Below are 12766 nucleotides of genomic sequence, written 5' to 3' on the forward strand. Positions count from 1 at the left end.
ACACTGTGGCCATGCTGACGAATGTGGCCGTGGCCGTGGTCAACGGGGTCGCCCCCTTCGAACTGGGGATCTTCTGCGAGGTGTTCGGGACCGACCGGTCCGCAGCGGGCCTGCCGCGCTACGAGTTCGCCGTGTGCGCGGTGGAGGACAACCCGCTGCCCACCGGGGACGGCCACTTCGGCCTCACGCTCCCGTACGGCCCGGAGCGGCTGGAGGAGGCCGATCTGATCTGCCTCCCCGCCGACCGCCAGGCCCCCGTCCGCACGTACCCCGAACCCCTCCTGGCGGCCCTGAACCGGGCCGTGGACCGGGGGGCGCGGGTGCTGAGCGTGTGCAGCGGGGCCTTCATGCTGGGCGCGGCGGGGCTGCTCGACGGCCGCCGCTGCACCACGCACTGGATGCACGCCCCCGCCCTGCGCTCCCGCTTCCCGCGCGCCCTGGTCGACCCCGACGTGCTGTACGTGGACGAGGGCCCGGTGATCACCTCGGCCGGCACCGCCTCGGGGATCGACGCCTGCCTGCACCTGGTCCGCCAGGAGCAGGGCGCCGAGGTGGCCAACACCATCGCCCGCCGGATGGTCGTGCCGCCGCACCGCGACGGCGGGCAGGCGCAGTACGTCCGGCGCCCGCTGCCCCGCACGTCCTGCGACACGGTCGGCGGGGTGCTCGGGTGGATGGCCCGGCACCTGGACGAGGAGATCACCGTCGAACAGCTCGCGGAGCGGGCGCACATGTCCCCGCGGACCTTCGCCCGCCGCTTCCTCCAGGAGACCGGCACGACCCCCTACCAGTGGGTGCTGCGGCAGCGGGTGCTGTTGGCGCAGGAGCTGCTGGAGACCACGGACGAGACGGTCGACGCCGTCGCGGGCCGCTGCGGGTTCGGGAACGCGGCAGCCCTGCGCCACCACTTCCTGCGGACCCTCGGCACGACGCCGAACGCGTTCCGGCGCACGTTCCGCGGGCCCGGCGCCGCCGTGGCATGAAGGCACGCCCTCATTGGCCGAGAACCACAGGTCACTTGACCCAAACCCGCCCCATCCGTAGCCGGACGCTGACGTACCGTGAACACGGATGTCCGGACCACGCCCGCACCGCGTTCCGGTTCCGAACCGATCTCGCACACTGCTTGGGGGCCTTCATGTCTCGCACCGTCCGCACCGTCGCCGACTCCGGGGACAGCGGCTGGACCTGCGTCCCGCGCTGAGTCCCGTCGCGCGCCGCGGCCCCGTCCGGCCCGGCTCGAACCGTGCGAAGGCCCCCTTCCGGTCGCCCGGGAGGGGGCCTTCGCACGTGGCGGGGTCGGCCGGTGGCCGTCAGTTGTTGGGGACGGTCTCGTAGCGCGCGGTGCCCTCGGCCATCTGCCGCAGGGCGTCCTTGCGGTCCCGCTTGGACAGCCGGTCGATGTACAGGTACCCGTACAGGTGGTCCGTCTCGTGCTGGAGGCAGCGCGCGAAGTAGCCGGTGCCCCGCACCTTGATCGGGTTGCCCTGGGCGTCCTGGCCCTCGACCTCGGCGTAGTCCGGGCGGGCCAGCGAGGCGTACGCCGTCGGGACGGACAGGCAGCCCTCGTTGGAGTCGTCCAGGACCCGCGCGCCCGCCGGCAGCTCCACGAGCTTCGGATTGACCACGACCCCGGTGTGCCGGTTGCCTTCGTCGTCCGGGCAGTCGTAGACGAACACCTTGGCGTCGACGCCGATCTGGTTCGCGGCCAGGCCCACGCCCTCGGCGGCCTTCTGGCTGGCGAACATGTCGTCGATCAGCTGCGCCAGCTCGTCGCCGAACTCGGTGACGTCCTTGCACTCCCGGTGCAGGACGGGGTTGCCGACCACCGTGATGGGGCGGGCGGTGCCGCGCTCCCGGTGGGCGAGCTCACGCTCTGCACAGTCCTCGGTGTCGACGACGTACCCGTCGTTCACCTCGGCCCCGACAACCTCGTTCTCCTGCTGCGCCATGTCCGCCGTACGCCTTCCGTAAGTCACCAAGTCACCGTGTCGCCGGTGGCCACCGATGTGCCCGTACAGCCTAAGGCCCCGGTTCAGCAGACTTCTTCGAGATCCCGCCACTCACGGCTGTCCGGACTGTCCGCGACCCAGCCGTCGAGCAGCCCGCGCACCAGGCCGGGCGGCGCCGCGATACCGCATTCCCGCTCCGGGACCCACAGGGAACCGGACCCGGCCGTACGGTGCCCGAGCGGGCCCGGATGCCCCGGTTCGCTGTGGTCGTGCGGGTCCAGGTGCTCCCCGTCGCCCTCGTCGCTGGCCATCTCGCTCTCCGAGCAGGTCCGGCACAGCAGCCGCACCGAGGAGGACCAGTCCTCCGCGGCGAAGCCCGCGTCCGCGGCCAGCTGCTCCAGGGCGTCGCGGTCGGCCTCCCCGGCCGCCTCCAGCAGCACCACCCAGGTCGGCACCGGGGACGGGGCCCACAGCTCGATCTCGTCGAACACCGGGTACGAGGGGCCGGCCGCGGTGACCCGCTCGCCGTGCGGGACCCCGTCGTGCAGGACCACCTCTCCCCAGCGCCGCCCCGAGGAGGGCAGCGGGATCGACAGGACCTCCATGCGGGCCGGGTCCAGCCTGCGGCCCCAGACCACCTCGGCCTCGCCCTCGGGCGACAGCCGCACCGCGGCGCTGCCGAGTTCCATGCCGACCGGTTCGCCGCCGTGCCTGCCGCTGCCGGCGCCCGCGCCGTGCGGGTCGCCGGGCACCTTCAGCCCGTACGCCTGCCAGGCCCGGCGGGCCAGCGGCCAGTCCTGGAGGGCGGTCGCGGCGATCCCCACGTTCCACCAGTCCGGGGCGCCCGTCTCGCGGTCCAGCAGGGCCACCGCGCGCAGCCCGGCGGACCGGGCCTGCTCCCAGTCGTGCCGGAACTTGTGGAGCAGCGCCAGGTTGAACCAGGACTCCGACAGCCAGGGCTCCAGGTCCGCGGCTCTGGTCAGGAGCGCCCCCGCGTCCTCGTACCGACCGTCGCCGATCAGCGTGAACGCGCGGTCGGTGGCCTGCCGCCACGAGGCCGAGGGCCGATGCCGTACCTTCCCGAAGATCCTCACGATTCCCGCCTGCCTGGGGGCACCTCCCAGCGGTGGCTGGGGGACTGTGGTGCAGCCTTGCGGACACTCTTACTGGCATCCAACCATGCCCACTCGGACGGCCGCTCATTACCCATGGGTTACCCAGGCGGGACGGGAACAACTCTGTCACGCCCGCCCCTGGCCAGAACCCTCGCCAGGCACTCGACGACCTCCGGCTGGTAGTCGTGCCCGGTACCGAGGCGCAACCGCTCCAGGGCGGCCAGTGAGCCGCCCGGGTGACGGCCCCCGCCGCCGTGCCCGCTGAGGTCCTCGTACGCGTTCACGGCCCGCACGATCCGCGCGGCGACGGGCTGCTCCCGGTACGGGTCCGCCTGCCGCTCGACCACCACGGCGACCTCGGCGGGCACCCCGGTCTGGCGGGCCACCTCCCCGCCGAGCCCGGCGATCCGGCGGGCCTCGGCGGCGGGCAGCCCCGCGGTCGCCCCGTCCGGGACGGGGTCCACGAGGGAGAGCTGCCCGATGTCGTGCATCAGGGCGGCGTACTCCAGGACCGTGAGCTCCCGCTCCGACAGGCCCAGCTCCCGCCCGACCGCGCAGCTCAGGGCGGCGACCCGGCGGGAGTGTCCCGGCGGGGTGTACCCGGCGATCTCGGTGGCCCGGGCCAGGGAGGTGATGGTCTGGCGGTAGGTGGTGCGCAGGGCGGTGATCCGGTGGAAGGACATCTGGGTCAGCAGCAGGGGCACGCTGAACACCGGCAGGGCCCACAGCCCGGCGACGGCCACGCCCAGGGCCATCACCACGCCCGTGGCGCAGATCGCCGAGCCGATGCCGAGCTGGGCGCGGAGCTCGTCGCGCAGCAGGGGGCCGTAGGGCCAGCCGGTGCGGGAGCGGGCCAGGGCGGCGGCGAGGACGGCGTCGCACAGGGCGGTGAGGCCGAGCAGGAGCAGCAGGAAGACCACGAGCGCCGGGCCCTGCCCCAGCCGGCCCTCCAGCCGTCCGGAGTGGAACAGCGGCTGGAAGCAGACCGCGGCGAAGGCGACGGCGAGGACCCGGCGGGAGACGTGGTCGAGGCCCGGGCCGCGGCCGCGCGCGATGTGCGGGACGACCCCGGCGAGGGCCGCGGTGACGACGACCGCGACCGTCTGGAGCACCCCGTGCTGGCTGGGCTGTCCCGCGTTCTGGCCCAGCAGCGCGTAGGCGAGGGCTCCGGCGGAGCCGAGCGGCGCGGGCGTGCGGTCCTCGGCCGGGAGGTGGCCGGCGGCGTCCCGCCCGTCGCGCCGGGCCAGCTCCCCGACGGCCACCAGGGCCCCGAAGGCCAGGGCCACCCCGGGTTCCGCCAGGCCGTACCAGAGGGTGTGGCCGAGCGCCGCAGCGGTCAGCAGGCCGGCCGCGCCGCGCACGAGCCAGGCGGCGGACGGCCTCACGGCCCGTCCCCGGTCCGGCGGCGTGGCCGGGCGCTGCTGCCGCCCGGCTCCGCCCGCCCGCCGCCGGGGCCCGGCCGGGTACCGGGTCCGCCCCGCAGGACGGCCAGCGGGTCCCCGGGGGCGGGGGCCGCCGGGGGACCGTCGGGTGCGGGTGCGGGTGCGGGGGGTGCGGGAGCGGGCGGTCCGGCGGCGATCACCTGGAGGTCGTCGTCGGAGGTGACCACGGGATGCCAGCCGTGCCGTCCGATGGCACCCGTCAGGGCGTGCACCATCACGGCGTCGAACTGCGCCCCCGCGCAGCGCTCCAGTTCGGCCAGCGCGGTCGGCACCGGCCGGGCCCGGCTGTACGAGCGCGTCGAGGTCATCGCGTCGAAGGCGTCGGCCACCGCCACCACCCGGGCGAGGACGGGGATCTGCTCGCCGGTCAGCCCGTACGGGTAGCCGGAGCCGTCGACCCGCTCGTGGTGGTGCAGGATCGCGGACCGGGCCTCGCCGAGGAAGCCGATGCCGCGCACCATCTCGTGCCCGTACTCGGGGTGCAGTTCGATGATCCTGCGCTCCTCCGGGGTGAGCGGCCCGTCCTTGCGCAGCAGCCGGGTCGGGACGCCGAGCTTGCCGACGTCGTGCAGGATGCCGGCGATGCGGACCGTTTCGAGGCGGTCCTCGGCCATGCCCAGTTCGCGGGCGATCATCGCGGAGGCCTGGCCGACCCGTTCGCTGTGGCCCCGCGTGTAGCGGTCCTTGATGTCGACGGCCTGGACGAGGGCGCGGATGGTGGCCCGGTGGGCGGCGCGCTCGCGGTGGTACTGGGCGAAGACCCAGCAGGAGATGTACATCGGCAGGAGGACCAGCAGGGCGGCCGGAGGTCCGTAGGGGCTGCGCCACATGACGGCCATCATCAGCCCGGCCAGCCCGTGCAGGCAGTGCGGGGCGAGGGAGCGGGTGAGCAGGCCCTGCCACGCGGTGCGGGCGGGCCGGTGTTCGGCGGTGGCCAGGATGCCGCCGTCGAGGGCGGTGAGGACCAGGCAGAAGACGGCCGCGGCGGCGGCCGCGGGGAGCATCGCGTACGGGAAGTCGGCGATCCGGGCGGGCGCTGCCGCGGCGCCGGAGGCGGAGCCGCCGAGGGCCGCCGGCCCGTGCAGCAGGACGAAGGCCTGCCCGGCCGCCCAGGCCGCCGTCGCCTGCTGGGCGGCGTGCCACACGCGGCGCACCCGGGCGGGCTGCTCGGCCACGGTCTGGGCGAGGCCGCCGGGCAGGGCCACGAGGGCGGCGGCCGCGGGCGGCAGCAGGAACACGGCGGCCAGCAGGACGGGGAAGAAGGAGCCGATGCCCTCGGGCACCCGGCTGCCCGGCAGCGGGCGGGCCTTGAGGCGTTCGCAGCCGAGGTACAGCGCGGCGAGCAGGCCCACGGACGTCCAGGGCGTGGCGGAATCCGCCAGGGCCGGGGCGCAGCAGGCGCAGGCGACGAGGACGGCGCACAGGATGTAGCCGCGCGCGCCCGGTGGAAGTCCCCGCATGGCGCTCTCCTCCCCTGGGCCGCACGACCGTGCACACCGGGCGCCGAATCGGACCGGCACCGATTGGGGAGAATAGGTGGGGCCCCGCGGGAAGCGGACCACAATTTCACATTGCGGCACGCGCAAGCCCCCGGATTAGCACCTTCGAGTGAACGAAGTACCTGTCCGGGGGCGGCGGTTCACACGACGGGCGGAACGGCTCCTGCCGCGGTCAGCCCGTTGCCGGGCGGTCGGCGGTGACGGGGGCGTCGGCCGTGACGTCGTGGTCCGGCACCGCCTGCCCGGACCTGATCAGCTCGATCCGGCCCATCACCTTCGACCGCAGGTCGGCGGGTACGTCGTCCGACCCGCAGCACCGCTTGACCAGCTTCTTGACGGCCTGCTCCAGGCCGTACTTCTCCAGGCAGGGATTGCACTCGTCGAAATGGGTCTCGAACTTCGTGCAGTCGCTGTCCGGCATCTCGTGGTCGAGGAACTCGTACAGGTGGTCCAGGACCTCAGAGCACTCCGTCTCGTGCGGCTCTCCGCAACTCATGAGCCCGAGCCTTTCCGGTCGTTCGACTCTCCGGCACCCGCGGGGACGAGCCCGCGTTCACGGGCGTAGTCCTCCAGCATTCCGCGGAGTTGGCGTCGGCCACGGTGCAGTCGCGACATGACCGTACCGATGGGTGTACCCATGATGTCCGCGATCTCCTTGTACGCAAAGCCTTCCACGTCGGCAAGATAGACCGCGATGCGGAACTCCTCGGGGATGGCCTGGAGGGCTTCCTTCACGTCCGAGTCGGGCAGGTGGTCCAGCGCCTGCGACTCGGCCGACCGCAGACCGGTCGACATGTGCGACTCGGCGCGCGCCAGCTGCCAGTCCTCGATCTCCTCCGCGGCACTGCGCTGGGGCTCCCGCTGCTTCTTGCGGTAGGAGTTGATGAAGGTGTTGGTCAGGATGCGGTACAGCCAGGCCTTCAGGTTGGTGCCCTCGCGGAACTGGTGGAAGGACGCGTATGCCTTCGCGTACGTCTCCTGGACCAGGTCCTCGGCGTCGGCCGGGTTGCGCGTCATGCGCAGGGCGGCCGAGTACATCTGGTCGAGGTAGCCGAGGGCATCCCTCTCGAAGCGCGCGTTGCGCTCCGGGGTCGTCTCCTCCGCGTGGCCTTCGTCGGTCCCAGCGACAGGACCCACCTCCTCCGACTGCGTGGCGGCTCCGAAAGCGGACCCGCTCGAATCGGAGAATAGTCGACCTTCCCGGACCTCCGCCGCTTGAAGCGGGCTGCGCTTCGGGGCGGGCAGTACCGTCCAGTCCAGGTCAGCGCCCTGACGACGGTTGTGGCTGATGACCTGGGTCATGCGCTCCCTCTCCTCCGACAACTTCCCGTACGTACCGACATCCGGGACAACAGAAGGGCCGGGCGGGGCATTCCCGTGCAGGGGACGGGTTCTGCGCCCCGCCGCCGGCCGGGCCCCGGGGCCGATCGGCGTGCCCGGGGGCCGGGGCCTGCCCCCGGCGGCCGCCCCCGACCGGGGGCGGGGCCGGTCCGCGTCCTGCCGCCCCCCTCGGGCAGCGCTCGTGCGGCCCTCCGGCCGCCCTCGTCCGGGCCTCAGCCCGCGGGGCTCCCGCGGTCCGCGGGGCTCGCGGGGGCGGCGAGTCCGGCCAGCCAGGCCGCGGCCGCCTCGGTGATCCGCGCGAGGACCTCCTCCTGGGGAGGCGCCGCCCGCTTGGGCACGGCGAACCCGTGGTCCGCGTACGGGACCTCCACCAGCGTGTGCCCGCCGGCCGGGAACTCCTCCGGGCGCCCGAAGGGGTCCCTGGCGCCCTGGACCACGAGCGTGGGCCGGCCCGCGCCGGTGAGCTCGGCGGCCCGGGACTTCTCCGGTCGGCCCGGCGGGTGCAGCGGGAAGGCCAGCGCCAGCACCCCGGCCGCGTCCAGCTCGGCGGCGGTGCGGCAGGCCACCCGGGCCCCGGCGCTGCGGCCGCCTGCGACCACCGGCAGCCCGGACTCGGCAAGGGCCGGCCACAGCGCGCGCCAGCCCTCGTCCAGCACCTTGGGCGCGGCCGCGACCTTCTTGCCGGCCACCCGCCAGGGCTGCTCGACCAGGGCCACGGTGACGCCCCGGGCCGGCAGCGCCGCGGCCAGGGCGGCCAGGTCCCGGGCCTCGATGCCGCCGCCCGCGCCGTGGCCCAGCGCGAGGACCAGCTGCGGCCGGCGGGCGGCGTGCCAGGTGATGCGGGCCTCGCCCGCCGGGGTGGCGACGCTCTCGGTACGGGTGCTCATGCCCCCATCGTTGCGTCCCGCCCCGTCCGGTCAGAAGAGGGTGCCCTCCTCCGGCGCGGCGAGCTCCGTGAGGAGCTCCGGACCGTTGTTGCGCACGTTGCTCACCGCCGTGGACACCGGGTAGGCCCGCATCAGCCCGCCCGGCGGCGGCGCCAGCAGCTGCCGCAGCGAACCCTCGGTGTCGGTGTCCGCCGGGTCCAGCCAGGCGTCCCAGCGGTCGGGGGTCAGCATGAGCGGCATCCGGGGGTGGATCTCGGCGAGCGAGCGCGGCCCGTCGGCGGGTGCCGTGCCCAGCGGCGCGGTCTCGGCCTCGGTGGTGATCACCGAGCAGGTGACCCGCCAGGCGAGCGGGTGCGCGTCGGGCAGGGCCGGGTCCCGCCAGAACTCGTATATCCCGGCCATCGCGAAGACCGAGCCGTCGCAGGGCAGCACGAAGTACGGCTGCTTGCGGGCCCGCTTCCTCCTGCCCTCGACCTCCAGCTGCCGTTCGTCGGGGGCGGTGACCCACTCGTAGTAGCCGTCGGCGGGGACGATGCAGCGGCGCTGGGCGAAGGGCCGGCGGAAGGAGGGCTTCTCCGCGAGGGTCTCGGACCGGGCGTTGATCATCCGGGCGGCGCCCTCGGCGTTCTTGGCCCAGGAGGGGACCAGTCCCCACCGCAGGACGCGCAGCTGGCGAACCGGACGCGGGTCCGCGGCGTCCTTCAGGGGACGGTCGAGGACGACGTGGACCTCCTTCGTCGGCGCCACGTTCCAGTCGGGGGCCGGTGACTGCTCCGGCTCCCACCGCTCGATGCCGAAGACCTCCGCCAGGTCCTCGGGTTTCCGGCTCGCCGCATACCTTCCGCACATGGCTGCCACACTGCCATGGCATCCGCCCACCACCGCAAGGAGCCCGCCCCTCCATGGACAGCAGCACGACAGCCGGCCTGTGGGACCGGCTCACGGGCATACAGACCGCCCCCGAGCAGTGGCTGGTGATCGCGACGGGACTCGTCGCCCTGGCCGCCGTGGGGCCCCGCCCGCTGTGGCGGCTGTCGCGCAACGCGATCACCATCGCGCACGAGGGCGGACACGGCCTGCTGGCGCTGCTGACCGGCCGGCGCCTGGACGGGATACGGCTGCACTCCGACACCAGCGGGGTCACCGTCAGCCGCGGCCGGCCCACCGGACTCGGCATGATCCTCACCGCGGCCGCCGGGTACACGGCGCCCTCGCTGCTGGGCCTGGGCGGGGCGGCCCTGCTGTCGGCGCACCGGATCACCCTCCTGCTGTGGGCCGCCACCGCCCTGCTGGTGGCGATGCTGGTGATGATCCGCAACGCTTACGGGGCCCTGACCGTCCTGGTCACGGGCGGCACCTTCGTGGTGGTGGGCTGGCTGGCCCCGGCAGAGGTGCAGGCCGTGTTCGCGTACGGGGTGGTGTGGTTCCTGCTCCTGGGCGGCGTACGCCCGGTCTTCGAGCTCCAGGCCAAGCGGCGCCGCGGCGGAGCGCCGGACTCCGACGCGGACCAGCTCGGACGGCTCACCGGTGTGCACCCGGTGGTGTGGCTGGTGCTCTTCCACATCGTCGCGCTCTGCTCGCTGACCGGCGGCGGGCGCTGGCTTCTCGGTCTCTGAGACGGCGCAGCGATCAAGATCCGGGGCCGTGGGAAGCCACTAAAGTGGGGGCCATGACCGAGACCCCCTCGTCCCCCGCCCTCTGGCCCGCCCCGACCGCCGATGCCGCCGTCCACGCCACCGTCACCGTGCCGGGTTCCAAGTCGGTCACCAACCGCGCGCTCGTGCTGGCCGCGCTGGCTTCCGAGCCGGGCTGGGTGCGCCGTCCGCTGCGCTCGCGCGACTCCCGGCTGATGTCGGACGCCCTGCGCGCGATGGGGGTGGGCATCGAGGAGACCGTCTCGTCCAGCTCGGCGGGCGGGGGGGAGACCGGGGAGGCCTGGCGGGTCATCCCGGCGGGCCTGCACGGTCCGACGACCGTGGACGTGGGCAACGCGGGCACGGTCATGCGCTTCCTGCCGCCCGTGGCCACCCTCGCCGACGGCGACATCCGCTTCGACGGCGACCCGCGCTCCTACGAGCGCCCGCTCGGCCAGGTCATCACCGCGCTGCGCACCCTCGGCGCCCGCATCGACGACGACGGACGCGGCGCGCTGCCGCTGACCGTCCAGGGCGGCGGGGCCCTGGAGGGCGGCACGGTCCAGATCGACGCCAGCAACTCCTCGCAGTTCGTCTCCGCGCTGCTGCTCTCCGCCCCGCGCTTCAACCAGGGCGTCGAGGTCCGGCACGTGGGGGCGAACCTGCCCTCGATGCCGCACATCCGGATGACGGTGGAGATGCTGCGCGCGGCGGGCGCGCAGGTCGACACCCCCGAGGCCGGCGGCGAGAAGGACGTGTGGCGGGTCGCGCCCGGCGCGCTGCTGGGCCGCGACATGGTGGTCGAGCCGGACCTCTCCAACGCGCAGCCCTTCATGGCGGCCGCGCTGATCACCGGCGGTACGGTCACCGTCCCGGACTGGCCGCGCCGCACCACGCAGCCCGGTGACGCGCTGCGCCGGATCTTCACCGAGATGGGCGGCTCCTGCGAGCTGACCGACGCGGGGCTGGTCTTCACCGGGACCGGCAAGGTCCACGGCATCGACGTGGACCTCGGCGAGGTCGGCGAGCTCACCCCGGGCATCGCCGCCGTGGCGGCGCTCGCCGACTCGGAGTCGGTGTTGCGCGGGGTCGCGCACCTGCGCCTGCACGAGACGGACCGGCTGGCGGCGCTCACCCGCGAGATCAACGCGCTCGGCGGGGACGTCACCGAGACCGCCGACGGCCTGCACATCCGGCCGCGCCCGCTGCACGGGGGCACCTTCCACACCTACGACGACCACCGGATGGCCACGGCGGGTGCGGTGATCGGCCTGGCCGTGCCGGGCGTGCTGATCGAGAACGTGGCGACCACCGCGAAGACGCTGCCGGACTTCCCCGCGATGTGGACGGACATGCTCGCGGGGGACGGGGCGGACCCGGCCGCGCAGCGCGCGGGTGCGGGAGCGTAGGGCCCGTCATGCGCAGGTACGGCAAGCACACCGACGAGGACGACATCCGCCAGCGGCCCAACCCCAAGGGCAACCGGCCCCGGACCAACATCCGGCCCAAGCACGAGGACGCCTCCGAGGGCTTCGTCCTGACCGTCGACCGGGGCCGGCTGACCTGCCTGGTCGGGGACCGCACGGTGCACGCCATGAAGTCCAGGGAGCTGGGCCGCAAGGCGGCCGTGGTGGGCGACCAGGTCTGGATCGTGGGGGACCTGTCCGGCAAGAAGGACACCCTGGCCCGGATCGTACGGATCGAGGAGCGCAAGTCCGTCCTGCGGCGCACCGCGGACGACGACGACCCCTACGAGCGCGTCGTCGTCGCCAACGCCGACCAGCTGGCCATCGTGACGGCCCTGGCCGATCCGGAACCCCGCCCCCGGATGATCGACCGCTGCCTGGTGGCCGCGTACGACGCCGGGCTGGAACCGCTGCTGGTGCTCACCAAGTCGGACCTGACCTCCGCCGACAAGATCCTGGAGATCTACTCCACCTTCGGCCTGAACTACGTGGTCACCAACCGCGAGGAACTCGCGACGGGCGACGCCGCCGACCGGGTCCGCGACCGGCTCCACGGCCGGATCACGGCCTTCGTGGGCCACTCGGGCGTGGGCAAGACCACCCTGGTGAACTCGCTGGTCGCCGAGGACCGCCGGCGGGCCACCGGGCACGTCAACGCCGTCACCGGCCGCGGCCGGCACACCACCACCTCGGCGCTGGCCCTGCCGCTGCCGGGCGGGGACGGCTGGGTGATCGACACCCCGGGCGTGCGCTCCTTCGGCCTGCACCACGTGGACCCGTCCCGGGTGATCCTGGCCTTCCCCGAACTGGTCCCGGGCACCGAGGGCTGCCCGCGTGCGTGCAGCCACGACGAGGCGGACTGCGCACTCGACGCCTGGGTGGAGGCCGGACACGCGGACCCGGCGCGGCTGTACTCGCTGCGCAGACTGCTGCAGACGCGGGAGCGCCGGGAGGGCGACTAGGCAGAGGCGACCCGGGCCGGCGCCGCGGGGCGGGGTTTGCGGGGGGCCGTGTCCGGTGAATGGATAGGCCCACCAAGTGGCGCACGGGTTCTGGCCGGGACGCCGGCCCCGGACCGGGTCACGTGACGCGGGGAGGCATTCGACATGGCGTGGCTGCTCGTCGTGGTCGCGGGGTTCCTGGAGACCGGTTTCGCGGTCTGCCTGAAGCTGTCGCACGGTTTCACCCGGTTGTGGCCGACCATCGCTTTCGCGTGCTTCGCCCTCGGCAGCTTCGGCCTGCTGACGCTGGCGCTGAAGAAGCTGGACGTCGGTCCGGCGTACGCGGTGTGGACGGGCATCGGGGCCGCCGGGACGGCCATCTACGGCATGGTCTTCCTCGGGGACCTGGTCTCCACCCTCAAGCTGGTGTCGATCTCGCTGGTGATCCTCGGGGTCATCGGGCTGCAGCTGTCCGGTTCCGCGCACTGA

At 74.0% G+C, this 12766-nt stretch carries 13 protein-coding genes; 5 read left to right on the top strand and 8 right to left on the bottom strand.

The window, feature by feature from the left end:
- Window positions 1-11: 11 nt before the first annotated feature.
- Complete coding sequence (locus ACLJTM_RS04305; RefSeq protein ID WP_411101963.1) at window positions 12-983, top strand: helix-turn-helix domain-containing protein; 972 nt, start codon at window positions 12-14, stop codon at window positions 981-983.
- Window positions 984-1313: 330 nt separating this feature from the next.
- Here the strand turns inward: ACLJTM_RS04305 and def are convergent, their stop codons facing one another.
- The 8 genes from def to ACLJTM_RS04345 all read right to left on the bottom strand — a co-directional run bounded on the left by def (window position 1314) and on the right by ACLJTM_RS04345 (window position 9085).
- On the bottom strand, window positions 1314-1952 hold the full coding sequence (gene def, locus ACLJTM_RS04310; protein WP_411101964.1) for a peptide deformylase: 639 nt from the start codon (window positions 1950-1952) through the stop codon (window positions 1314-1316).
- 83 nt (window positions 1953-2035) lie between these two features.
- Entirely contained in the window at window positions 2036-3046 is a 1011-nt protein-coding gene (locus tag ACLJTM_RS04315; RefSeq protein WP_411101965.1) for a tetratricopeptide repeat protein, read from the bottom strand.
- A gap of 119 nt (window positions 3047-3165) precedes the next feature.
- Complete coding sequence (locus tag ACLJTM_RS04320; protein ID WP_411101966.1) at window positions 3166-4452, bottom strand: HD-GYP domain-containing protein; 1287 nt, start codon at window positions 4450-4452, stop codon at window positions 3166-3168.
- Entirely contained in the window at window positions 4449-5969 is a 1521-nt protein-coding gene (locus ACLJTM_RS04325; RefSeq protein ID WP_411101967.1) for an HD-GYP domain-containing protein, read from the bottom strand. Before ACLJTM_RS04325 ends, ACLJTM_RS04320 begins: the two co-directional genes overlap by 4 nt.
- 211 nt (window positions 5970-6180) lie before the next feature.
- Complete coding sequence (rsrA, locus tag ACLJTM_RS04330) at window positions 6181-6504, bottom strand: mycothiol system anti-sigma-R factor (RefSeq protein ID WP_411101968.1); 324 nt, start codon at window positions 6502-6504, stop codon at window positions 6181-6183.
- Window positions 6501-7145, bottom strand: coding sequence for a sigma-70 family RNA polymerase sigma factor (locus ACLJTM_RS04335; protein ID WP_030709911.1), 645 nt, complete (start codon window positions 7143-7145; stop codon window positions 6501-6503). Before ACLJTM_RS04335 ends, rsrA begins: the two co-directional genes overlap by 4 nt.
- 416 nt (window positions 7146-7561) lie before the next feature.
- Entirely contained in the window at window positions 7562-8236 is a 675-nt protein-coding gene (locus ACLJTM_RS04340; protein WP_411101969.1) for an alpha/beta family hydrolase, read from the bottom strand.
- A gap of 30 nt (window positions 8237-8266) precedes the next feature.
- A complete protein-coding gene (locus ACLJTM_RS04345; protein WP_411101970.1) occupies window positions 8267-9085 on the bottom strand; it encodes an SOS response-associated peptidase in 819 nt (272 codons plus the stop codon).
- Between the two features lie 53 nt (window positions 9086-9138).
- Here ACLJTM_RS04345 and ACLJTM_RS04350 point away from each other — a divergent pair, with 53 nt between their 5' ends.
- The 4 genes from ACLJTM_RS04350 to ACLJTM_RS04365 all read left to right on the top strand — a co-directional run bounded on the left by ACLJTM_RS04350 (window position 9139) and on the right by ACLJTM_RS04365 (window position 12766).
- Window positions 9139-9852, top strand: a complete 714-nt coding sequence (locus ACLJTM_RS04350; protein ID WP_411101971.1) for a M50 family metallopeptidase — start codon at window positions 9139-9141, stop codon at window positions 9850-9852.
- Window positions 9853-9905: 53 nt separating this feature from the next.
- On the top strand, window positions 9906-11279 hold the full coding sequence (aroA, locus tag ACLJTM_RS04355; RefSeq protein WP_411101972.1) for a 3-phosphoshikimate 1-carboxyvinyltransferase: 1374 nt from the start codon (window positions 9906-9908) through the stop codon (window positions 11277-11279).
- A gap of 8 nt (window positions 11280-11287) precedes the next feature.
- Window positions 11288-12298 carry a ribosome small subunit-dependent GTPase A gene (gene rsgA, locus ACLJTM_RS04360; RefSeq protein ID WP_411101973.1) on the top strand — a complete coding sequence of 337 codons (1011 nt, stop codon included), beginning with the start codon at window positions 11288-11290 and terminating at the stop codon, window positions 12296-12298.
- 144 nt (window positions 12299-12442) lie between these two features.
- Complete coding sequence (locus ACLJTM_RS04365; RefSeq protein WP_073911826.1) at window positions 12443-12766, top strand: DMT family transporter; 324 nt, start codon at window positions 12443-12445, stop codon at window positions 12764-12766.

The organism is Streptomyces sp. cmx-4-9, from assembly GCF_046548835.1.
Classification (GTDB): Bacteria; Actinomycetota; Actinomycetes; order Streptomycetales; family Streptomycetaceae; genus Streptomyces.